This window comes from Streptomyces sp. NPDC050147 (assembly GCF_040660195.1).
GTDB lineage: Bacteria > Actinomycetota > Actinomycetes > Streptomycetales > Streptomycetaceae > Streptomyces.
This window is the reverse complement of the sequence record NZ_JBFALJ010000002.1, coordinates 441,791-463,331: the sequence shown is the minus strand read 5'-3', so window position 1 is coordinate 463,331 and position 21,541 is coordinate 441,791. Positions and strand designations below refer to the sequence as shown.

Genomic DNA, 21,541 nt, shown 5'->3' with positions numbered 1-21,541 from the left:
CCCGTACACACCATGTGCGTACGAAACGGGGGCGCGGTCACGCCATCGAGTGCTCGAGTGCTCCGCTCAGCGGCGGGCGACACCCTCGGCCCGAGCGGCCGCGGCCACGGCGGCGGTCACTGCCGGGGCGACCCTCTCGTCGAACGGCGAGGGAATCACGTAATCGGCGGACAGTTCGTCGCCCACCACGCCGGCCAGCGCCTCGGCGGCGGCGATCTTCATCGTCTCGGTGATCCGCGACGCCCGCACCTGCAGCGCGCCCGCGAAGATGCCGGGGAAGGCGAGCACGTTGTTGATCTGGTTCGGGTAGTCCGAGCGCCCGGTCGCGACGACAGCCGCGTACTTGTGGGCGATGTCGGGGTGCACCTCGGGGTTCGGGTTGGCCATGGCGAACACGAACGAGTTCGGCGCCATGGAGGCGACCGCGGGCTCGGGGACGGTGCCGCCCGAGACGCCGATGAACACGTCCGCACCCGCGAGGGCGCTCTCCAGCGAACCGCTGAGCCCGGCCTTGTTGGTGATCTCCGCGAGCTCACGCTTGACCGGGGTGAGGTCGTCCCGGTCCCGGCTCACGACGCCCTTGCGGTCCGCGACCGCCACGTCGCCCAGGCCCGCCTCGAGCAGGAACTTGGCGATGGCGACCCCGGCCGCACCGGCACCGGAGATCACGGCACGCAGCTCACCGAGCGTGCGCCCGGTCAGCCGCGCCGCGTTCCGCAGCGCGGCGAGCGTCACGACCGCCGTGCCGTGCTGGTCGTCGTGGAAGACGGGAATGTCGAGCCGCTCCTGGAGCTTGCGCTCGATCTCGAAGCAGCGCGGGGCCGAGATGTCCTCGAGGTTCACACCGCCGAAGGACGGCGCGAGCCGCACCACGGTCTCGACGATCTCGTCCGCGTCCGTCGTCGCGAGCGCGATCGGGACCGCGTCCACGCCGCCGAACTGCTTGAAAAGAATGGCCTTGCCCTCCATCACGGGGAGGGAGGCCTCGGGACCGATGTCACCGAGACCGAGCACGGCCGTGCCGTCGGTGACCACGGCCACGACGTTCGACTTCCATGTGTAGTCGTTCACCAGCTCCGGCTGCTCGGCGATCGCGGTGCACACTTTCGCGACGCCGGGCGTGTACGCCAGGGACAGGTCGTCCTTGTCCCGCACCGGCACGGTGGCCTGCACGGCCATCTTGCCGCCACGGTGCAGCGCGAACGCCGGATCGAAGGGCTCTTCAGCGCCTTCGTGACCCGTACTGCTGTCGCTGCGAGGATTGACGATCTCCGCTGCCACTTGTCTTACCCCTTAAGTCTTAAATCATCAGTTGAGGGTGTCCACTCCTGGTTGAGAAGTGGGCGGGCACCGCGTCTGTTCCCCGCCTGTCGGCGGAGGGAGGTACAGACACGCGAGCGCGCCGCACACGCGCTCTGGGCCCCGGATGAGGGGTGTAAATAGCCTTTCTACCTGAAGGCAGCGGGCGCGGGCGAGTGACATTGGTTTCAGCGACTCCGCAGGTACCCCTTGAAGCCTGAACAGATGTTCTTGATCCGAACGAGTGACCTTCCACAGCCAGCCTCGTTGAGCTGTTCGACGCGGGAAGAAGCGGCTGGACGAAGGATTGGACATGGCGGGCAAAAGGGCGGGGCCGGTGACTGTGCCAAGTGACCGGAAGCCATTGCGCCCGCTGGCCTCTCCGGTCTCGGTGCCCGCTCCGGCGGGGGCCTCGGTCCGAACCCGGCTCCATGTCTCTGCCGAGGAGTCGGGACTCCTGTGGGAGCTCGGGTGCTTCCTGGGTGCCGGCCTCCAAGGATCTGGCAGCCAGGTGCAGCGACGGACGGGACGAGCGGTCCGCTGATCGTTCCCGGCGGTGGGCGGAGCGCAAGCGATCTCTCACGGAGGTCACTTCGTCCCGATGGGCCGGGTCGATCACCGGTTGGGCGAACGGGCAGTACGCGGCCCGGCGCGAGGCCCAGACTCGGGAGGTCGCCGAGCTCCGGCGGGCCATCGGTCTGATCGAGCAGCGGCTTGCGCTCCCGCTCAGGAGCAAGGGCGCCAAGGGGCGGCCCGGTGGGTACCGGTCCCGGTCCGAACGCCGGGGCAAGCAGATTCGGATGGCTCACCTCTTGGCCCGTCTGTACCGGGTCGAGGCGGATCGCGTTGCTGGCGTCGTGCACATGGTGCGCGGCGGGCGAAGTCGGGCGAACGGACGGCATCACCTGTCCGGTGACGGCGGAGCTCTGATGGCCTGGCGTACGGAGTGGGAAGCTTCCCGGTTGTTTCTGCAGGCGGACGGGGAGGCCGGCAAGCCCGGCGGCAACGACACGATCCGAATCGACGGAGAGGGCCGGGTCTAGATCCGCCTGCCCGGGGCCTTGGAGCACTACGCGAACGCACCGTACGGCCGCTATATCCTCGCTGCTCCCGTACGGTTCGCCTGGCGCAGCGGCGAGTGGGCTCAGCGGCAGGCGGCGGGGGCTGCGCTGGCCTATCGGATCGCCTTTGATCCCACGCGGGGTGGGCGCTGGTACCTGACGTGCTCCTGGACGGCAGCGCAGACGGTCGCCCGGAGTTCCCGAAGCCCACAGCCGGAGAGCGACAGGGCGGCGTTGAAGGCCGCGTTGGCCCGTGGTGCTGCCGGAGTCGACCTGAACGCCGACCACCTGGCCGTATGGCGGCTCGACGAGCATGGCAATCCGGTGGGCCGCCCCAGGGACTTTCCCTTCGACTTGTCGGGCACCGGCTCGCACCGCGATGCCCAGATCCGTCAGACGATCACCAGGCTGCTCCAGTGGTGCGGGAAGCACGACGTGAGGGCTCTGGTCATCGAGGACCTCGATTTCACCGACTCCAAGTCCCGCGATCGGCATGGCCGCAAGAAGTTCCGGAATCTGATCTCCGCCTTCCCCACCGCGATCTTCAAGCGGCGGCTGCGGGGCATGGCGACGTCGCAGGCCCCAACGGGAGGATCCAAGATCGAGAAATGGGGGGGACCAGCGTGCCCCCAACCGTTCAGGGCAGGCCGCTGACCAGCACTCAGGGGAACCAGAGTCCGCTGGCCGCTCAGCGAGCAAGAACGGTGTAACGCACCTTTCAAACGCCCGACCCGCCACCGGTCCACATCGCGAGATTCACCCGAGATTCACCGAAAATCTCAAATGGCGGTACTTCGTTCCGGGCCGGTACGGCCCTGTTGTCCCAGCCTGTCTGGGTTGCCAGGTCACCCGTTATCCGATTTTGACATCACTGGCACCCAGAATCGGACGGTCCGAATGGCAAGATGCCGTCATCACACGAGGTCGCGACACCCGAAGGTGTGTGCACGACCGCTCGGCAACTCCCTCATCCGCCGGAGGAACCCTCATGACCGCACGCTCCATTTGTCGTACCGCCGCCGGTAAGTCCGCGAAGTCCCGGATGGCCACGGTCGGCGCGATCGCGGTCGCCGGCGCGCTGCTGCTGACCGGTTGCGGAGACCAGACCAAGAGCAACGAAGGGGGCGGCAAGAAGGCGAGCAGCGCGCCGCTCGCCGACAAGCTGCCCAAGGACATCCGTGACGCGGGTGTCATCAAGGTCGGTTCGGACATCGCGTATCCGCCCGTCGAGTTCAAGGACAAGTCGGGCAAAACCGTCGGCATCGACCCCGACCTCGGTGACGCGCTCGGCAAGCAGCTCGGCGTGAAGTTCGAGTTCGAGAACGGCACCTTCGACTCCTTGATCACCGGGCTGCGCTCGAAGCGGTACGACGTCGCAATGTCTGCCATGACGGACACGAAGAATCGCCAGGAAGGCATCGACGAGGCGACGGGCAAGAAGGTCGGCGAAGGGGTCGACTTCGTCGACTACTTCACCGCGGGCGTCTCGATCTACACCAAGAAGGGCGATGACCAGGGCATCGAGACCTGGGCTGACCTCTGCGGCAAGAAGGTCGCCGTCCAGCGGGGCACCGTCTCGCACGACATGGCCAAGGCAGAGTCCAAGAAGTGCAAGGGCGGAAAGAAGATCGCCATTGAGTCCTTCGACAACGACCAGCAGGCCCAGACCCGACTGCGCTCCGGCGGTGCGGACGCGGGCTCGTCCGACTTCCCGGTCGCCGCGTACGCGGTCAAGACCTCTGGCGGCGGCAAGGACTTCCAGCTCGTCGGCGATCAGGTCGAGGCCGCTCCGTATGGCATCGCGGTCTCCAAGAAGAATGAAAAGCTGCGCGACGCGATCAAGGCTGCGCTCGACGCCGTCGTCAAGAGCGGCGAATACGACAAGATCATCTCGAAGTGGGGCGTCGAGGAAGGCTCAGTGAAGGAAGCCAAGATCAACGGCGGCAAGTGACCACGAACTACGCGTGATTCGCTCACAAGTACCCCGTGTCCAACGCTCCCAAGCCGTTGAAAGGCGCCACCCGTGACTGCTGACGTGCGCAAGTCAGACTCAGAAAACCCCCCACCGCCGCCATCAGGCCCAGAGGCCATCAAAGCCGTGCCGGTCAGGCACTACGGCCGGTATGTCTCCGCACTGATCGCCATAGCGGCCCTAGCTGCGATCATCTACGCCTTCGGGCAGGGCAACGTCAAATGGGACACTGTTCCCGAGTACTTCTTCGATGACCGCATCTTGCGGGGAGTCGGCCAGACGCTCCTGCTCACCGTGCTCGCCATGTTGATCGGTGTGTCGGGTGGCGTCCTCCTCGCCGTGATGCGGATGTCGCGGAACCCGGTGACCTCATCCATCGCCTGGTTCTACATCTGGTTCTTCCGCGGCACGCCAGTCCTGGTCCAGCTCTTCGTCTGGTTCAACCTCGGTCTGGTCTTCGACACGATCAACCTCGGGCCCATCTACAAGGACGAGTGGTCCGACTTCATGACGCCGCTACTGACGGCGTTGCTCGGGCTCGGCCTGAATGAGGCCGCGTACATGGCGGAAATCTGTCGCGCTGGTCTGTTGTCGGTCGATGAGGGCCAGACCGAGGCGTCTCACGCGCTCGGTATGAGCCACGCCAAGACGCTCCGCCGGATCGTCATCCCGCAGGCAATGCGCGTGATCGTGCCGCCGACTGGCAACGAAGTCATCAACATGCTCAAGACGACTTCGCTGGTGGCGGCAGTGCAATACACCGAGCTGTTCCGCTACGCCCAGGACATCGGGCAGGTCTCGGGTGCACCGGTGGAGATGTACTTCACCGCCGCAGCCTGGTACTTGATCATGACGTCGATCCTCAGCGTCGGCCAGTATTACCTGGAGCGCTACTACGCGCGGGGCTCCAGCCGGACCCTGCCGCAGACACCGCTACAGAAGATCAAGCGCAACTTGCTCGCTCTGGGCCGCTCGAAGGGAGACATGGCATGACCGCCATGGTGAAGGCCGAGGGCGTACACAAGTCCTTCGGCCACGTAGAGGTACTCAAGGGCATCGACCTGGAAGTCGCGACTGGCGAGGTCTTCTGCCTCATCGGCCCGTCCGGCTCCGGCAAGTCGACGTTCCTGCGCTGCATCAACCACCTGGAGAAGATCAACGCTGGCCGACTCTACGTCGACGGCGAACTGATCGGTTATCGGCAGAAGGGTGACAAGCTGCACGAGCTCAAGGACAGCGAAGTCGCCCTGAAGCGCCGGGACATCGGCATGGTCTTCCAGCGCTTCAACCTCTTCCCGCACATGACGGCGCTGGAGAACGTCATGGAAGCACCAGTCCAGGTCAAGGGCGAGACGAAGGCGGCGGCGAAGGAGCGGGCCGGGCAGCTCCTGGAGCGCGTCGGTCTGGCCGACAAGGCGAAGAACTACCCCTCGCAGCTCTCGGGCGGCCAGCAGCAGCGCGTGGCGATCGCCCGCGCGCTGGCCATGGACCCGAAGCTGATGCTCTTCGACGAGCCGACGTCGGCGCTCGACCCCGAATTGGTGGGGGAAGTTCTGAACGTGATGCGGGACTTGGCGGAGTCCGGGATGACGATGATCGTCGTCACCCATGAGATCGGGTTCGCTCGCGAGGTCGGCGACAGCCTCGTCTTCATTGACGACGGCGTGGTAGTGGAGTCAGGTCGTCCGCGCGACGTCCTGACGAGCCCCCAGCACAGCCGAACTCAGTCGTTCCTCTCCAAGGTTATGTAGGTCGTAAAGAGTCGAGGTTCGCAGGTCGCAAATCAATTAAGTTCAGAACTTGCGAACCTCGACTTAGGTGGTTATCAGGATGAGTTACCTGGGACTGACATATCCACGGAGAGTCAAACTGGGGGACTCATCCGGGCCGTTAGCCCCGTTACGGATCACCGCGAAGAACTCGATGTAATTATTGTTACCTTCCCTGAAGTTATAGTTGCACACCTTGGCACCGTTATCGGCACCATCGGAATCGTGGCACTCACCGACACGACCCGACCCGTCATGGGCAAACCACCTGACAACCAGCCTTTTGTGGTCCCTGCGGAGGTCATTGAGGATGAACTTGTCGCCGTTACCGTCAAAACAGACGTCACCAAGCCCCCAGCTCACCATGGGAATGCAAGTCCGAGTGGCTGCATGAGCAGGCGCACTGGCAATTAGCGAGCCAGCCATAACGGCGCCAGCCGTGAACACTGCCTTCAGACGAAATCTCACACATACCCCCTGATTTGTTGAGCACGCCAGTTACCGGCGCCCCCGTGGTCAATAACGAACAGCAGGTTATCCCACTCACACTTCAGCAGACAAGAGTTAATGAAGAATCGACATCACGCCCGATTTAGCGCCACATGACAGCGCTCATGTCGTATAAATACGTCTGAATTCCACCATGCGACCCAAGCTTTCGGCTGACCTACGACGGCTCGGGCGCCATAGAACACGAATGCATGGGGCTCCATAGCCCCCGAGCCGCCTTCACTTAAGGCCCAGCACCATCGCGTCCGACGGCGAGGACCACACGGTCCGCGCCTCGCCGAAGCCCGCGTCGCGCAGCGTCCGCGCGTGCCACTCGGGCGAGGGGGTGTCGCCGTCCGCGTGCTCGCCGTAGATCTCGAAGTGCTTGGCGGTGGGCCCGGCGAGCACCGGGTCCTTGGCGGCCAGCTGCCACCATTCCTTCCAGTCCAGGGCGCCGTCCGCCTTGGCCCGGTCCATGCGGGCGTGCCGCTGGGCCCGGTCGGCGTCGTTCAGGCGGGGCGTGGCGGGGTCGGGCATGTGGTCGGCGTTCATGAAGACGCCGCCGTCCCGCACGAGCCCGGCGACCTGGCCGTACAGGGTGGTGAGGGGTTCGCTGTGCAGCCAGTGCAGGGCGGTGGCGGTGAGGACGGCGTCGTACGAGTCGTACGGGAGTTGCGCCGTCCACTCGGGGTCCTTGAGGTCGGCGGTCACGAACGTGACGCGGTCGTCCCCGGCGAAGGTGCCCTCGGCGATGGCGAGGAGCGCCGGGTCGAGGTCGAGGCCCGTGCTGACCGCCTTCGGGAACCTCTTGAGCAGCCGGTCCGTAATACTCCCCGTACCGCACGCGAGGTCGAGGACGCGCGGTTCGGTGCCGACAACCGCCTCGACCATGTCCAGCATGACCCGGAACCGCTCCTCGCGGTCGGGCAGATACCACTCCTGCTGCCGGTCCCAGCTGTCCTGCCAGGCACGCCAGTCGGCCGTGGACACCGTTTCCGTCATAAGAAGCCCTCCGGTACGTAATACGCTCTCGTAATACCCTAGAAGCACGCGCAGCTGTTACTCACGCACGTGACGAAGATAGACCGCCCCGGTAAGGACTACAAGTGGAACTGGCCTATTACTCGGACTACGCCGTACGTCTGGTCAACAGCGAGGAGCCGGGTCGCAACAAGGACACGCTGACGTCGGTCGATGCGGTTCGTGAGCTGTTCGGAGGCGGTTCGCAGGCGGCGCGGCGCGCCACGGACTCCGATGTGACCCGCTTCCGTTCGGTGCGAGGCAGGCTCAGGGCCGTCTTCGAGGCGGCCGACGGCGGCGACGAGACCCTCGCGGTCGACCTGCTGAACTCACTGCTCATGGAGTTCCCGGTCAGCCCGCAGATCTCCGGCCACGACCACCGCGACGACGACGGCCATCCGCTGTGGCACATGCACCTGGCCGACCACCCGTCGAACGCGACGTCCGGGTACGCGGCGATCGCCGCGATGGGTCTCGCCTTCCACCTCACCGAGCACGGAGTGGACCGCCTCGGCCTGTGCGAGGCAGCGCCCTGCCGCAACGCCTATCTCGACACGTCGACGAACCGCTCCCGACGCTACTGCTCGGACCGCTGCGCGACCCGCGCCAATGTCGCCGCCTACCGCGCCCGCAAGCGCCTGGAGACGGAGCGGTCGGCCAGCACCGGCCGCGCGGCCGACACGGCCCAGCGCAGCAGACTGAACGGCGAGCGCTGACCGGAGCCGAACCGGGGCGGGCGGTAGCGGAACCACACCTTCCCCAGGACGAGCTCCTCGGGCACCGTGCCGTAGTCCGTGCTGTCCCCTCCCGCGTACGTGTTGTCCCCGAGCACCCACCAGCCGCCCTCGCGCCGCTCGGCGGCCCGCTTGACGACCAACAGGTCCTGCTGGAACGGATGGCGGAGCACCACCACGTCACCCGCTCGGACCCGCGCGCCCCACTGCACCACCAGGCGATCTCCGTGGTACAGCGTGGGCACCATCGAAGGGCCGGTCACCTCAGCCGCACCCAACGGCAAGACGCCCCTTCTCCGTTCGCTCTCCTGCGACAGCTCCGGCATCCCCGCACCTCCCCGGTCCTATCCTCCACGAGTCCCAGTCTGACCCTGGACTTTTGTCCTAAGCCCATGGGGGCACTCGCGAAAAGCCGTCTCTCACGGAGTAATGTCCCACCTGAGAAGACGATCACGAGGAAGGACTGCTGCATGCTTTCCCGCCTGTTTGCCCCCAAGGTAAAGGTCAGCGCCCACTGCGACCTCCCCTGCGGCGTGTACGACCCCGCCCAGGCCCGCATCGAGGCTGAGTCGGTCAAGGCCGTCCAGGAGAAGATGGCGGCCAACGACGACGCGCAGTTCCAGACGCGCGCCATCGGCATCAAGGAGCAGCGCGCGGAGCTCGCCAAGCACCACGTGTCGGTGCTGTGGAGCGACTACTTCAAGCCCCCGCACTTCGAGAAGTACCCGGAGCTGCACCAGCTGGTCAACGACACCCTCAAGGCCCTCTCGGCCGCCAAGGCGTCGTCCGACCCGGCCACGGGCCAGAAGGCGCTGGACTACATCGCCCAGATCGACAAGATCTTCTGGGAGACGAAGAAGGCCTGACCCACCGGTCGGCCTCTTCCCAAGAGCGCAGGCGAGAGCACCCGGCATCCGCGCGGAGCCGGGTGCTCTCGCGTTGCGTCACCCCTGGAGCGCCGCAAGGCCTCTCCGCAGGTCGTCGGCGTTCATCACCGGACAGATCTCGACCTCCGCACCGAGCTCCATGAAGAACGGCTCGGCGATGGACGGTATCTGCGAGCTGTCCTGCATATCGAAGACGAAGGTGGCGGTCCGGCCGCCGTCACCGGGAGCGAAGTACGCCGCCTCGGGTTTGAGCTGTTCCGTCACCGACTGCATCAGCTTCGGCAGCGTGCCGTTCTTGATCGCCTCGTTCGAGATGTGCGTGTCCAGACGTGCTCTCAACATGACTCTCATGGCTTTCACTTCCTCCCTTCCAGAGTCCCGCATCGGGCCCGGTCGTGCAGCGCGAGGTTCGCGGCGTGATGCCGGTCATGCCGGACAGACACGGCGTGATGCCGGATAAATCAGTTGCCCCCACGGCCCGCCCCTGCTGCACTCTCGGTACGCCTAGACCCGTCAAGGAGACGCAATGCGCCGTTCGTTCATGTCCAGCCAGAAGGGAATTGCCATCAACCCAGAGGACATGACACTCAGTGCATACGTCGAGCACGTCCAACTCCCTGAATCTGGGGATCCTGGCGCATGTTGACGCCGGGAAGACCAGCCTGACCGAGCGGCTGCTGCACGCTGCCGGTGTCATCGACGAGATCGGTCGCGTCGATGCGGGGAACACCCAGACCGATTCACTCGCCCTGGAGCGGCAGCGCGGCATCACGATCAAGTCCGCCGTCGTCTCCTTCGCCGTCGACGACGTCACCGTCAACCTCATCGACACCCCTGGCCACCCGGACTTCATCGCCGAGGTGGAACGGGTGCTGAGCGTGCTCGACGGCGCCGTACTCGTCGTTTCCGCGGTCGAAGGCGTCCAGGCGCAGACGCGCGTACTCATGCGGACGCTGCGGCGGCTGCGCATTCCCACGCTCGTCTTCGTGAACAAGATCGACCGACGCGGGGCGCGCCACGAGGAGCTGCTTCGCGACATCTCCGAGCGGCTCGTCCCGGACATCGTGCCCATGGGGATGCCACGCGGCCTCGGCGGTCGAGACGGGGCCTTCGTGCCCTTCGAGGACGGCGATCCCTCCTTCACCGCCCGCCTCGTCGACGTACTCGCCGCGCACGACGACGCCCTGCTCGCCGCGTACGTCGAGGACGAGACGGGACTCTCCTGCCGGCGGCTCCGCACCGAACTCGGCACCCAGACCAAGCAAGCCCTTGTGCACCCGGTGTTCTTCGGCTCGGCCGCCACCGGCGCGGGCGTCGGCGAACTCATCGGGGGCATCCGGGAACTGCTGCCCTCCGAGGACGGTTCCCGGCGCGCCGACGACCCGGCCTCCGGCACCGTCTTCAAGGTCGAGCGCGGGGACGCCGGGGAGAAGATCGCGTACGTACGGATGTTCGCGGGGACGATCCGCACGCGGGACCGGCTGCCGTTCGGCGGCGGACGCGAGGGCAAGGTCACCGAGGTGAGCGTCTTCGACCGCGGGTCGGCCACCCCGCGCGAGGGGGTCTGCGCGGGGCAGATCGGGAAGCTGTGGGGGCTCGGCGACATCCGGATCGGGGACGTCGTCGGCGTACCGCACGCGAAGAGGGGCGCAGCGGGTCAGCGCTTCTTCTCGCCGCCCACCCTGGAAACCGTCGTCGTCCCCGCCCGCCCCGGCGACAGGGGCGCGCTGCACCTCGCGCTCACCCAGCTCGCCGAGCAGGACCCGCTGATCGATCTGCGGCAGGACGACCTCCGGCAGGAGGTCCACGTGTCGCTCTACGGCGAGGTCCAGAAGGAGGTCATCCAGGCGACGCTCCTCGACGAGTACGACATCGACGTCACGTTCCGCGAGACCACGACCATCTGCGTGGAGCGCGTGACCGGAAGCGGGTCGGCCTTCGAGATCATCGACAAGGGCGACAACCCCTTCCTGGCCACCGTCGGGCTGCGCGTCGACCCGGGTCCGCCCGGCTCCGGCGTGGAGTTCCGCCTGGAGGTCGAGCTCGGTTCGATGCCGTACGCGTTCTTCCGCGCCGTCGAGGAGAGCGTGCGGGAGGCCCTGCGCCAAGGCGTCCATGGATGGGAGGTCAGCGACTGTGTCGTCACCATGACGCACTCCGGCTACTGGCCACGCCAGAGCCATGCGCACGGCACCTTCGACAAGAGCATGTCGAGCACGGCCGGGGACTTCCGGCTGCTGACCCCGCTCGTTCTCCTGACCGCGCTGCGGCGGGCGGGCACCGAGGTGCACGAGCCGCTGCACCGCTTCCACCTCAGCGTCCCGGACGACGTGTTCGGGACGCTCCTGCCCGCACTCTCACGGCTGCGCGCGGTCCCGCACACCCAGACGGCGCGCGGAGCCTCGTACGTGGTCGAGGGCGAGGTCCCCGCGGCCCGCGTGCACGAGCTGGAGCAGCTGCTGCCCTCGCTGACGCGCGGCGAGGGCGAGCTGGAGTCCGCCTTCGAGCGGTATCAGCCGGTCCGGGGCGAGGCCCCGGACCGGCCGCGGACCGACCGCAACCCGCTCTGCCGCAAGGAGTACCTGCGGGAGGTGGCGGGTGTCCGGCGCTAGCCGGCCGGGCCTGGGCCCTGGGTCAGCGCCGGAACGCGGGCAGGCCCAGGGCGCGTACGCGAGCGGGGTCGACGAGGAGGTTGAGTTCGGTGATCCTGCCGCCGGCGATCGTGAACTCCATGACCGAGACGACCTCGCCGTCCGGCACTCCGACCACGCCGAAACGGCCGTTGACGAGCGCGATCTCGGTGGTCGGCGCACCCTTCGAGAACATCGCCGCCTGCCCGGCCACCACCGAAGCGCCCCGCACCAGCTTCGAGAGCCCGGAGGCCGTTTCTCCGGTGTCGGCCCGCAACACCACGTCCGGGTCGAGCAGTTCCAAAAGCGCGTCGAAGTCACCGCCACGCGCGGCAGCGAGGAAGGCTCCGACGACCTCGCGCTGGCGTACGGGGTCGTTGTCGGGCGTGGGCGCCGAGCCCTGCACCCGGCGGCGGGCCCGGCTCGTCAGCTGCCGGGTCGCGGCCGGGGTGCGCTCCACGATCGGGGCGACCTCGTCGAAGGGCACGGCGAACATGTCGTGCAGCACGAAGGCGAGGCGTTCGGCGGGCGTCAGCGTCTCAAGGACGACGAGCAGTGCGAGGCCGACCGAGTCGGCGAGCAGCGCCTCATGCTCCGGGTCGACCACTTCTCCCCAGCTCACCACCGGGTCCGGCACATGGGTGTCCATCGACACGGACAGGGAGTCCTCGCGCCGCGCATGCCGCGTACGCAGCATGTCGAGGCAGATCCGGCCGACGACCGTGGTCAGCCAGCCACCCAGGTTCGACACCTCGCGGATGTCGGAGCGACTGAGGCGGATCCACGACTCCTGGACCGCGTCATCGGACTCGGCGAGCGATCCGAGCATGCGATAGGCGACAGCCTTCAGATGCGGCCGGTGCTCCTCGAAGCGGGCGGCCAGGGCTTCGCTCTGATCTACTGCTGCTTCGCTCTGATCTACTGCTGCTTCGCTCTGATCTACTGCTGCTTCGCTCTGAACTGCTGCTGCTTCGCTCTGGTCCATCTGTCACATTCCCTCGTCGCGGTACGTCACATCAATGACGCACCGTGCAGGCGCACTTGGAGGAGAACAGTAATGAACACCGAGACGACGAAGCCCCGCACACCCGAGCAGCGCAAGCGGGACACCCTGCACCGGCTCGCCCACGACATCGACGCGTGGGTGGCGACTGCCGACCCGGACAGCGGAACCCCGTACCTGATCCCGCTGTCCTTCCTCTGGGACGGCGAGGGCCTGCTGGTGGCCACCCCGGACGCCAGTGTCACCGGCCGCAACCTCCGGGCGACCGGCAAGGCGCGGGTCGGCATCGGGCCGACCCGCGACGTCGTCCTCGTCGAGGGGGCCGTACGCGCTCTGGGCGAGGGCGAGTTGACCCCCGAGGACCGTGACGCCTTCGCCGAGAAGACGGGCTTCGACCCGCGCGAGCTCGCTACCGCGTACACCTACTACCGCATCACCCCGCAGCGGCTCCAGGCCTGGCGCGAGGCCGACGAACTGGAGGGCCGGGAGCTGATGCTGGGCGGGCGGTGGACGGTGCGATAGCCGCCGGGGCCCTGCCCGGGTCAGCCTCTGCCGAGCACCGGGGCCAACGCCTCCCGGAGGTCGTCGGGGCCGGTGTAGTGGAGCCCCAGCATGCCGAGCGCGACGGCCGCGTCCACGTTCTCCTTGCGGTCGTCCACGAAGAGGCAGCGCTCGGCAGGGACCCCCGTCCGCTCCACGGCGATCTCGTAGATCCGGCGGTCGGGCTTCACGATGCCGACGTCCGCGCTGCCGACCACGGTGTGCGCGAGGTCGGCGATGCCGAGCTCGGCCAGGTCGTCGTCGAGCCAGGGCGTCGCGTTCGTCACGAGCGCCACGTGCAGGTGCGCGCGGGCCCGCCTGAGCAGGTCCACCACGGTGGCGTCGGCGGAGAAGCCGGCCTCGGCGAGCGCGGTGCCGAGGGCGCGCCCGCGCTCGTGGGGCACCCGGTCGGCGAGGCCCTGCGCGATGGCCTCCACCCACTCCTCCTTGCCGATGCGCCCGAGCATCAGCGGCTGGTCGGTCTCGGGCGCGAAGGCGATCTGGGCGGTGCTGCCGTGCGGAAGTCCGGCGGCGTGCTCCATCTCCTCCATCCGCGTCATGTCGTAGAAGCGGATCACGCCGTCGAGGTCGCAGAGCACGGCGTCGAACGGCAGCGGCGGCACCTGCCAGGCGAAGCGCAGCTTCTCCTTGGCCTCGGCGCCGATCCGGCCGTAGAAGCGGATCGCGCCCTCGTTCCACGCGGGCGTCTGCCACTGGACCTCGGTGAGGCCAAGGGCACGGGCCTCGGCCGCCACCGCGTCCGTCAGGCGCTCGCCGAGGCCGAGGCCCCGGTGGCCGTCGCGCAGGAAGAGGCAGTCCATGTGGAGGTACTCGGCGCCGTCCCAGGTGGAGATCTCCGGCGCACACGTGGCGTAGCCGACGACCTCGCCGCCGGGCAGCTCGGCCACCAGACAGCGCAGCCGCGGCTGCGGCACCCCGAAGAGGAGGGCGTTCAGGCGCTGTTCGAGGCCGGGGGCGGGCGGTGCGCCCTTCTCGTACGCGGCGTGCTCGGCGACGAGTTCCACGACACGGGGGAGGTCGGCGGGGCGTGCGTGGCGGATGCGGGGTGCTTCGCCGTTCTGTTCGCCGGGCATACGGGTACGGGCGGGCTGTGCGCTCGGGCCGTCGGACGCGGTCGGATACGTACTGTCGTACGTGGTCGGATGCGGGCCGTCGTACGCGGCCGGATCTTCGTGCGTCATCGCAGGTCCCCCTCGATGACGTCCCGGCCCCACGCGGCGAGCCGTTCCGCGAGGCTACCGCTCCCGTCGAGCACGCACCGCACATAAGCGTCCCGCTCGTGCGTGAGCACGGCGGCCTCCCACACGCAGGGCGCGAGCCCGGCCCGCCCCGGCCTCAGCTCACCGGGCTGCCCGGCGGGACCGACGAAGACCGCGAGGTCGGACATGTACCCCTCGATCCAGCTCTGTACGAGGACGTAGTCGCCGTCACCGCCCGCGTGCACGATCAGCACGGCGAGCCCTGCCGACCCACGGACACGACCGAGCCCCAGATGCGCCCCCGCGATCGCGAGCGCGGTTCCCTCGTCCTGCCCGGTGACCTTCCGCCCGGGCGCCTCGACGGCGTACACCTTCACGAGGTGCCCGCCCGCCTCGCGGACGCCCAGGGGCCGTGCGGTGCGGGCGTGATGGCCGTCGGCGAGGGCGAGCAACCGTTCGCCGTCGACGGCCGAGGGAAGTTCAGCAAGCTCGGTCATGTCCATGCGCCCATGATGCAGATGTCCCCCACGTCTTGTGACGCGGATGTGCGCCACGCCTCAGTGGGCGTCGCCGTCACACCCTCAGTGCCGTGTCCATCGGGGAACGCCCCACGACGGCCGCCCGCGCGGCATTCCGCGCGATACGGCTGTCAGCGCTTCCTGCGGTACGTCCGCACGACGACGCCGTTGCCGAAGACCCGGGACGCGTCGAGCGCGAACTCACTGATCACCGTCTCCGCGCCCGCGCCCCCGTCGAACATCGGCATGCCGGTCCCCAGCAGCACCGGGTAGGACTTGATGACGAGCTCGTCGACCTCGTCCCGCAACTGCGCCGCGATCCGCGCGCCACCGCACAGCCATATGTCGAAGCCACTGTCCTCCTGCTTGAGCTCACGGACCCTGCCGACCAGGTCATCGGAGATGATCTCGACATTCGGGTCGGGCGACTTGTCGAGGGTGGTGGACGCCACGTACTCGCGCAGGTGCCCGTAGGGACTCGTGATGCCGGCGTCCAGGGCAAGCCGGTAGCTGCCCAGGCCCTGGACGACCGTGTCGAAACGCTTGTTCTCCAGACCTTCGAGACCGAGCATCCGGCGGCCCTCGGTCGGAATCGTCTCCGGGTATTCCGTTTTGAGGAACTCCAGGAACTCCTCGTCCACGAACGGCATGAAGGATCCCCCGTCGCCGCTCCTGTCCCCGATGAAACCGTCGATCGACACGGCGACGAAGTAACTGAGCTTTCGCAAAGGGGGCTCCTGTCTTGGATTTACTTCTTCGTGTTCCGGATGTTCCGGGTCGCGCCAGAAAGACGCACAGGTCGCTGGGCGGGCTGAGGTCGCTGGGGGGGGGCTGAGGTCGCTGAGAGGCTGAGGTCGCTGAGAGGCTGAGGTCGCTGAGGGGCGCGGCACCGAAGAGGCCGCACCGCCGCGTCACCCCCGGTGGATTGCCTCCGTGTCGAACTCCCCCGCAACCACCTGCCGCGCGCACTCCGCGAGTCGCAGCCGGTTCGCGCGGGCATGGCTCCGAAGCACCGCGAACGCCTCGTCCACCGTGCACTTCCAGCGCTCGGCGAGCACACCTTTCGCCTGCTCGATGATGATCCGGCTGACGAGCGCCTCCTGTAACTGGCCGCGCTCCGTCTCGCTCTGCTCCAGGGAACGCCGCCGGAGCATCGCGATCGTGGCGACATCCGCGAGGGCCTGCGCGAGCGCCGTTGCGTCCGGACCCAGCACCTGAGGCCTCGCCTGGAACAAATTCAGCGTGCCGAGCGCCTGATCGCCCTGGCGCAGGGGCAGCACGTGCATCATCGCGTAACCCGCCTCGCCGGCCCGCGTCGCGAACTTCGGCCAGGCGATGGTCGCCTCCAAGCGGGTGAGCGCGATGTTCGTGTTCGCCGTGCCGGAGCGGTGGCAGTCCAGCGACGGCCCCTCTTCCCGCTGCAGGGCGAGCAGATCGAGCACCCAGGCGTGCTCGCCTGACGCGGCGACGAGCTTCAAGTCGCCCTCGGTGTCAGCAAGAAGAACGCCCACGGCCGAGACGCCGAGCAGTTCCACACAGCGTGCGGCCAGGCCCTGCACGAACTCGGCGACGTCGAAATCGTCGGTCACGGAGTCGGCCATCTCCACGAAGGCCTCGGCCAGAAGTCGCTCGCGGGACGTGCCGCCGGACACTTCACGGGTCATTTTGCGGGACATGGGGCTCGTCCCCCCTTCATCGCGTCTACGGCCAACACATCGGCGTTGCAACGATTTTAGGCGAACCGGCCGGTGTCGCCACCGCCCGTGGCGAAAGGCCGGGGCTCCCGCCACATCGGCCACAGCTGCGGGCCGTCCGGCAGATCGACGGCGTTACCCGTGAAATGGAATCCGAGCCGTTCGTACAGTGCGCGGCTGCGGCTGTTGCTCGCTTCCAGATAGGCGTGCAGCCCTTCCTGGTCACAGCGATCGAGCACGGATCCGATCAGCGCCGAGCCGAGCCCCTCGCCCTGCCGCTCCGGGCTCACGCCGATCATGTGCAGATACTGGTGGGGCCGGTCGGTCGGATGCGCCTCGCCGGTCAGCCGACCGATCTCCTCGATCCGTACGTTGTCGGGGTCGACGGCCGCGCGCAGCTGTGCGGGCCCCTCTTCGCCGCCCTCGTCCTCACCCGCGGGGACGGACCACCACAGCGCGACGGCCGAGCCGTCCTCCGTGATGTCGACGTAGCCGAGGCTCAGCGCGAGGTCGAGAAAGGCGTTCATCAGCGCGCCGTGCCTGCGGCGGCGGTACTCCTCGTCGGGGAAGACCCAGCTGCTCACCGGGTCGTCCCGGAACGCCTCGTCGAGCAGCCGGACCACGTCCGCCCTGTCGCTCTCCCCGGCTCTCCGGATGACTACGCCCACAGCCCGCCCCTTCGCCCTCGCCCACGCTCAACTGCGTGTACCGCCCCGCCGGTTACTACTGGTGCAGCCTAGGCGATCGGGCCCCCGCACACGGGCGAGCCCCGCACCCTGACCGGCTCTCGGCGGGGTGCGGGGCTCAGGGCCGTCGCGGGTTGGCGTACGCCTGTGTAGGGCCGCGTACGTTCAGTGCGTGCGCCGCGTCACGAACTCCGCGAGCGCCAGCAGGCTGCCCGCCGCCTCCGGAACCGGCACCGCGCCCGCGAGTTGGTTGATCGCACGGGACATCCGGTCGCCCGCGTGCAGCAGCGCCCAGTCCCTGCCGCCCGCCGCCTCGACGGCGTGCGCCATACGGTCCAGGTCGCCGTCGGCCGACGGGCGGCCGTACAGCTCGGCGAGGGTGGCGGCTGCCGGGGTGCCGGAGGCCAGAGCCGCGACCACCGGCAGGGACTTCTTACGGGCGGCGAGGTCGGCACGGGCCGGCTTGCCCGTGCGTCCCGGATCGCCCCAGATGCCGATCACGTCGTCGATGAGCTGGAAGGCGAGCCCCGCCTCACGGCCGAACCCGTCGAGCGCCTCCACCTCGCTCCGCCCCGCCCCCGCGTACAGAGCGCCCAGCGCGCAGGCGCAGCCGAGCAGAGCCCCCGTCTTGGCCTCGGCCATGGCGAGGCACTCGTCGAGCGTGACCTCGTCGGGGCCGCGCCGCTCGAACGCGCCGTCCGCCTGCTGGCCCTCGCAGAGCTCCACCACGCAGGAGGCGAGCCGGGCGGCCGCCGCCGGGGCTCCGGGGTGCGGGTCCTCGGCGAGCAGCCGCTGCGCCAGCGCCTGGAGCGCGTCACCGGCCAGGATCGCGTCGGGTTCACCGAACACGGTCCATGCGGTGGGCCGGTGCCTGCGGGTGGTGTCGCGGTCGATGACGTCGTCGTGCAGCAGGGTGAAGTTGTGGGTCAACTCCACCGCCGCCGCGGCCCGGACCGCGCCGGCCTGGTCCCCGCCGAGGGCCCGCACCGCGGCGAGCACGAGCGCGGGCCTGATCGCCTTGCCCGCGTGCCCGGCCGCCGGTGTGCCGTCCGCGTGTTCCCAGCCGAAGTGGTAGAGCGCGATACGGCGCATCGCTCCGGGCAGCGAGTCGATCGCCCGGCGCAGCTCCGGGTCGACGCACTCGCGAGCCGACGCCAGAATCTCCACCGCTTCGCACGAATCGCGCCCCGCGTGCTCCTCGTACTCCGTCGTGTCCGTCGTCGTGTCCGTCATGGACTCACCCCGGAGAGGATGCGGACGGTGGCGATTCCTGGGCCTGCGGGCGCGTACGGGAGGGGTGTACCCGGTGGCGCGCCCGCAGACACGGCCTCATCGCCAGCGGCCGATCTCGACGTTCTCCAGCACGCCCAGCGCGTCCGGCACCAGGACAGCGGCGGAGTAGTACGTCGACACCAGGTACGAGATGATCGCCTGCTCGCTGATCCCCATGAAGCGCACGGACAGGCTCGGCTCGATCTCGTCGGGGATGCCCGCCTGGTGCAGGCCGACGACGCCCTGCTCCTCCTCGCCCGTACGCATGCAGATGATCGAGGTGGTGCGGGCCTCGGTGACCGGGATCTTGTTGCACGGGAAGATCGGCACCCCGCGCCAGGTGGGGATGCGGTGGCCGCCCATGTCGATGGTCTCCGGCACCAGACCACGCTTGTTGAGTTCGCGGCCGAACGCGGAGATCGCGCGCGGGTGGGCCAGGAAGAGCTTGGACCCACGCCTGCGGCTGAGCAGCTCGTCCATGTCGTCCGGGCTCGGCACGCCGTCGTGGGGCTGCAGTCGCTGCTCGTACTCGCAGTTGTTGAGCAGGCCGAACTCGCGGTTGTTGATCAGCTCGTGCTCCTGGCGCTCCTTGAGCGCCTCGACCGTGAGCCGCAGCTGCTGCTCGGTCTGGTTCATCGGCTGGTTGTAGAGATCGGCCACGCGTGTGTGGACGCGCAGAACGGTCTGGGCGACGCTCAGTTCGTACTCACGCGGTGCTGATTCGTAGTCGACGTAGGTGCCCGGCAGCACGGCCTCGCCGACGTGTCCGGCGGAGAGGTCGATGGGCGCCTCGCCGAACTTGTTGGTCCGCTGGGCCGGGATGGACCGCAGCCTCCGGAGGTGCTCGCGCAGGGAATCCGTGCGCTCGGCGACCTGCTCCAGATCCTGGCGGGGCAGTGTGAGCACGGTGCACGCGGTCACCGCGCGTGTCGTGTACTCCCAGATGGCCTCCGGGTCGAGCAGCGCCTGCTCGCCGAAGTAGGCGCCGTCGGCGATCGACCCGAGGTCGGTGTCGTCCCCGTAGGGCCCGGTGCCGATCTTCTCGACCCGGCCGTGCGCGAGCAGGAACACCTCGTCGGCCTGGCTGCCGAAGGAGGTGATGACCTCCCCCGCGGCGAACTCCCGCTGCTGGCAGCGCTGGGCCAGCTCCCCCAGGACCTCGACGTCCTCGTAATCCCGCAGGATCGGCAGCTCGCCGAGCTCCGCCGGGATGACCTGGACCCGGTCTCCGGTCTTCACGAACGACACCCGGCCGTCACCGACCGCGTAACTCAACCTCCGGTTCACTCGATACGTGCCGCCCTGCACCTGCACCCACGGCAGCGTCCGCAGGAGCCAGCGGGAGCTGATCTCCTGCATCTGCGGCGCGGACTTGGTGGTGGTGGCCAGATTCCGCGCGGCCGACGTACCCAAGCTCTGCTGTGGCTCGGCCTGTTCCGCACGGACCTCTTCGCCTACCGACATTGGCTATGCCCTCCCGATCAAGCGCTCATCTGCGCCGACAACCCTTCCAGCACGGTGAGTGCGAGCGCCATTACACAAACGAGCGGGAATGGATCAGGCAGGACGGGGCATTCACCCGCGTGCTGGCGGGCGGCGTTCGCGGGGAGCGGGGAACTCGAAGATCGGCGCGTCCGTTGAACCAGACACAGAGGCCGCTACTCTTCGTACCGATATGAACCATTTCGCGGCATCCCGCACCAATCCGTAGGAGACGGCAATGGCAGGCTTCCTGGATCGCGCCAAGGAACAGGCGCAGCGCGGACTCACTCAGGGCAAGCAGAAGATCGACGAGGTCCAGGCGCAGCGCACGGGCGGCGACCTCCTGAAGAAGCTGGGCGCCGCGTATTACGCGCAGCAGCACGGCACGGGTACCCCTCAGGCCACGCAGCAGGCCCTGCAGGCGGTCGAGGCGCACATCGCGACGAACGGCGACGCGTTCCTGCACAGCGGCGACCACCGCGGCTGACCAAATCGGCTCGCACGGTGCCCGAACAGCGACGGAATACCTCCGAACAGCTGGTCCGGGCACCGTGGTTCCGGTAAAAGCGGACATACAAGACGGTCCGCGACAGGCGGCCGTCGTGCTCCGCAAAGGAGTCGGCCATGGCCCCACCCATGTCCGCGGGCAGCTTTCTCGACGCGCTCAAGGACGAAGGGGTGACGGTCGTCGAAGTCGGCGACTGGCGTCACCACAACCGCAACCACAAGGGGCCGTGGGGGCCCGTGCACGGGGTGATGATCCACCACACGGCCACGTCGGGCAGCCAGCGCACCGTGGACCTCTGCCGTGACGGGTACGCCTCGCTGCCCGGCCCGCTGTGCCACGGCGTCATCACCAAGGACGGCCGCGTCCACCTCGTCGGGTACGGCCGCGCCAACCACGCCGGCCTGGGCGACGACGACGTCCTGCGCGCGGTCATCGCCGAGAAGGCGCTCCCGCCGGACAACGAGGCCAACACCGACGGAAACCGCCACTTCTACGGCTTCGAGTGCGAGAACCTCGGCAACGGCGAGGACCCGTGGCCGGACGCGCAGCTGGACGCCATCGAGAGGGTCTCGGCGGCCATCTGCCGCCACCACGGCTGGACCCACCGCTCGGTGATCGGCCACCTCGAATGGCAGCCGGGCAAGATCGATCCCAAGGGCTTCACCATGAACGCCATGCGGGAGCGCATCGAGGAACGCCTCAAGTAACGGCCCGCCTGGACCAGGCGGGCCACGACCATGCCCGACTGCGCGGCGCC

General features: G+C 68.3%; 22 protein-coding genes. 10 read left to right on the top strand and 12 right to left on the bottom strand.

Annotation, left to right across the window (positions count from 1 at the left end):
- Positions 1 to 66: 66 nt before the first annotated feature.
- Complete coding sequence (locus AB0I94_RS05765) at positions 67 to 1,281, bottom strand: NADP-dependent malic enzyme (RefSeq protein ID WP_363308144.1); 1,215 nt, start codon at positions 1,279 to 1,281, stop codon at positions 67 to 69.
- A 1,079-nt stretch (positions 1,282 to 2,360) separates the two neighbouring features.
- Here AB0I94_RS05765 and AB0I94_RS05760 point away from each other — a divergent pair.
- From AB0I94_RS05760 to AB0I94_RS05745, 4 genes are all read left to right on the top strand, one after another.
- Positions 2,361 to 3,014 (top strand): hypothetical protein, encoded by a 654-nt coding sequence (locus AB0I94_RS05760; protein WP_363308143.1) that lies wholly within the window; start codon positions 2,361 to 2,363, stop codon positions 3,012 to 3,014.
- 334 nt (positions 3,015 to 3,348) lie between these two features.
- On the top strand, positions 3,349 to 4,311 hold the full coding sequence (locus AB0I94_RS05755; protein WP_363308142.1) for an ABC transporter substrate-binding protein: 963 nt from the start codon (positions 3,349 to 3,351) through the stop codon (positions 4,309 to 4,311).
- A 72-nt stretch (positions 4,312 to 4,383) separates the two neighbouring features.
- Positions 4,384 to 5,325: an amino acid ABC transporter permease gene (locus tag AB0I94_RS05750; protein ID WP_363308141.1), complete on the top strand. Its 942-nt coding sequence runs from the start codon at positions 4,384 to 4,386 to the stop codon at positions 5,323 to 5,325.
- Entirely contained in the window at positions 5,322 to 6,083 is a 762-nt protein-coding gene (locus tag AB0I94_RS05745) for an amino acid ABC transporter ATP-binding protein (RefSeq protein ID WP_363308140.1), read from the top strand. The genes AB0I94_RS05750 and AB0I94_RS05745 overlap by 4 nt, the downstream gene beginning before the upstream one ends.
- A gap of 747 nt (positions 6,084 to 6,830) precedes the next feature.
- Here AB0I94_RS05745 and AB0I94_RS05740 read toward each other — a convergent pair.
- Positions 6,831 to 7,592, bottom strand: a complete 762-nt coding sequence (locus tag AB0I94_RS05740) for a class I SAM-dependent methyltransferase (protein WP_363308139.1) — start codon at positions 7,590 to 7,592, stop codon at positions 6,831 to 6,833.
- A 104-nt stretch (positions 7,593 to 7,696) separates the two neighbouring features.
- Here AB0I94_RS05740 and AB0I94_RS05735 point away from each other — a divergent pair, with 104 nt between their 5' ends.
- Positions 7,697 to 8,326: a CGNR zinc finger domain-containing protein gene (locus AB0I94_RS05735; protein WP_363308138.1), complete on the top strand. Its 630-nt coding sequence runs from the start codon at positions 7,697 to 7,699 to the stop codon at positions 8,324 to 8,326.
- On the opposite strand, the gene sodX is transcribed toward AB0I94_RS05735, so the two are convergent.
- A complete protein-coding gene (sodX, locus tag AB0I94_RS05730) occupies positions 8,230 to 8,670 on the bottom strand; it encodes a nickel-type superoxide dismutase maturation protease (RefSeq protein WP_363308137.1) in 441 nt (146 codons plus the stop codon). The genes AB0I94_RS05735 and sodX overlap by 97 nt on opposite strands.
- A 144-nt stretch (positions 8,671 to 8,814) precedes the next feature.
- On the opposite strand from sodX, the gene sodN reads away from it, so the two are divergent.
- Complete coding sequence (gene sodN / locus AB0I94_RS05725; RefSeq protein ID WP_363308136.1) at positions 8,815 to 9,210, top strand: superoxide dismutase, Ni; 396 nt, start codon at positions 8,815 to 8,817, stop codon at positions 9,208 to 9,210.
- A 78-nt stretch (positions 9,211 to 9,288) separates the two neighbouring features.
- Here sodN and AB0I94_RS05720 read toward each other — a convergent pair whose 3' ends face one another.
- On the bottom strand, positions 9,289 to 9,582 hold the full coding sequence (locus AB0I94_RS05720; RefSeq protein WP_363308135.1) for a hypothetical protein: 294 nt from the start codon (positions 9,580 to 9,582) through the stop codon (positions 9,289 to 9,291).
- 239 nt (positions 9,583 to 9,821) lie between these two features.
- On the opposite strand from AB0I94_RS05720, the gene AB0I94_RS05715 reads away from it, so the two are divergent.
- Positions 9,822 to 11,843: a translation factor GTPase family protein gene (locus tag AB0I94_RS05715; RefSeq protein WP_363308134.1), complete on the top strand. Its 2,022-nt coding sequence runs from the start codon at positions 9,822 to 9,824 to the stop codon at positions 11,841 to 11,843.
- A gap of 22 nt (positions 11,844 to 11,865) precedes the next feature.
- Here AB0I94_RS05715 and AB0I94_RS05710 read toward each other — a convergent pair whose 3' ends face one another.
- On the bottom strand, positions 11,866 to 12,846 hold the full coding sequence (locus AB0I94_RS05710) for a sigma-70 family RNA polymerase sigma factor (protein ID WP_363308133.1): 981 nt from the start codon (positions 12,844 to 12,846) through the stop codon (positions 11,866 to 11,868).
- Between the two features lie 72 nt (positions 12,847 to 12,918).
- Between AB0I94_RS05710 and AB0I94_RS05705 the strand changes: the two genes are divergently transcribed.
- Positions 12,919 to 13,386, top strand: a complete 468-nt coding sequence (locus tag AB0I94_RS05705) for a pyridoxamine 5'-phosphate oxidase family protein (protein ID WP_363308132.1) — start codon at positions 12,919 to 12,921, stop codon at positions 13,384 to 13,386.
- 20 nt (positions 13,387 to 13,406) lie between these two features.
- Here the strand turns inward: AB0I94_RS05705 and AB0I94_RS05700 are convergent, their stop codons facing one another.
- From AB0I94_RS05700 to AB0I94_RS05670, 7 genes are all read right to left on the bottom strand, one after another.
- The gene (locus AB0I94_RS05700; protein WP_363308131.1) at positions 13,407 to 14,606 is read right to left on the bottom strand and encodes an HAD-IA family hydrolase; all 1,200 of its coding nucleotides are present in this window, start codon (positions 14,604 to 14,606) and stop codon (positions 13,407 to 13,409) included.
- Positions 14,603 to 15,127 carry a hypothetical protein gene (locus AB0I94_RS05695; protein WP_363308130.1) on the bottom strand — a complete coding sequence of 175 codons (525 nt, stop codon included), beginning with the start codon at positions 15,125 to 15,127 and terminating at the stop codon, positions 14,603 to 14,605. The genes AB0I94_RS05700 and AB0I94_RS05695 overlap by 4 nt, the downstream gene beginning before the upstream one ends.
- 146 nt (positions 15,128 to 15,273) lie before the next feature.
- Positions 15,274 to 15,870, bottom strand: a complete 597-nt coding sequence (locus tag AB0I94_RS05690; RefSeq protein WP_363308129.1) for a dihydrofolate reductase family protein — start codon at positions 15,868 to 15,870, stop codon at positions 15,274 to 15,276.
- 183 nt (positions 15,871 to 16,053) lie between these two features.
- Entirely contained in the window at positions 16,054 to 16,818 is a 765-nt protein-coding gene (locus AB0I94_RS05685; protein ID WP_363308128.1) for a GAF and ANTAR domain-containing protein, read from the bottom strand.
- Positions 16,819 to 16,874: 56 nt separating this feature from the next.
- The gene (locus tag AB0I94_RS05680) at positions 16,875 to 17,504 is read right to left on the bottom strand and encodes a GNAT family N-acetyltransferase (RefSeq protein ID WP_363308127.1); all 630 of its coding nucleotides are present in this window, start codon (positions 17,502 to 17,504) and stop codon (positions 16,875 to 16,877) included.
- Positions 17,505 to 17,687: 183 nt separating this feature from the next.
- Entirely contained in the window at positions 17,688 to 18,755 is a 1,068-nt protein-coding gene (locus tag AB0I94_RS05675) for a family 2 encapsulin nanocompartment cargo protein polyprenyl transferase (protein ID WP_363308126.1), read from the bottom strand.
- A 96-nt stretch (positions 18,756 to 18,851) separates the two neighbouring features.
- Entirely contained in the window at positions 18,852 to 20,258 is a 1,407-nt protein-coding gene (locus tag AB0I94_RS05670) for a family 2B encapsulin nanocompartment shell protein (RefSeq protein ID WP_363308125.1), read from the bottom strand.
- A gap of 256 nt (positions 20,259 to 20,514) precedes the next feature.
- Between AB0I94_RS05670 and AB0I94_RS05665 the strand changes: the two genes are divergently transcribed.
- Together AB0I94_RS05665 and AB0I94_RS05660 are read left to right on the top strand one after the other, a co-directional pair.
- Positions 20,515 to 20,763, top strand: coding sequence for a hypothetical protein (locus AB0I94_RS05665; protein ID WP_361833461.1), 249 nt, complete (start codon positions 20,515 to 20,517; stop codon positions 20,761 to 20,763).
- A 137-nt stretch (positions 20,764 to 20,900) separates the two neighbouring features.
- Positions 20,901 to 21,491 (top strand): N-acetylmuramoyl-L-alanine amidase, encoded by a 591-nt coding sequence (locus AB0I94_RS05660; RefSeq protein ID WP_363308124.1) that lies wholly within the window; start codon positions 20,901 to 20,903, stop codon positions 21,489 to 21,491.
- Positions 21,492 to 21,541 lie beyond the last annotated feature (50 nt).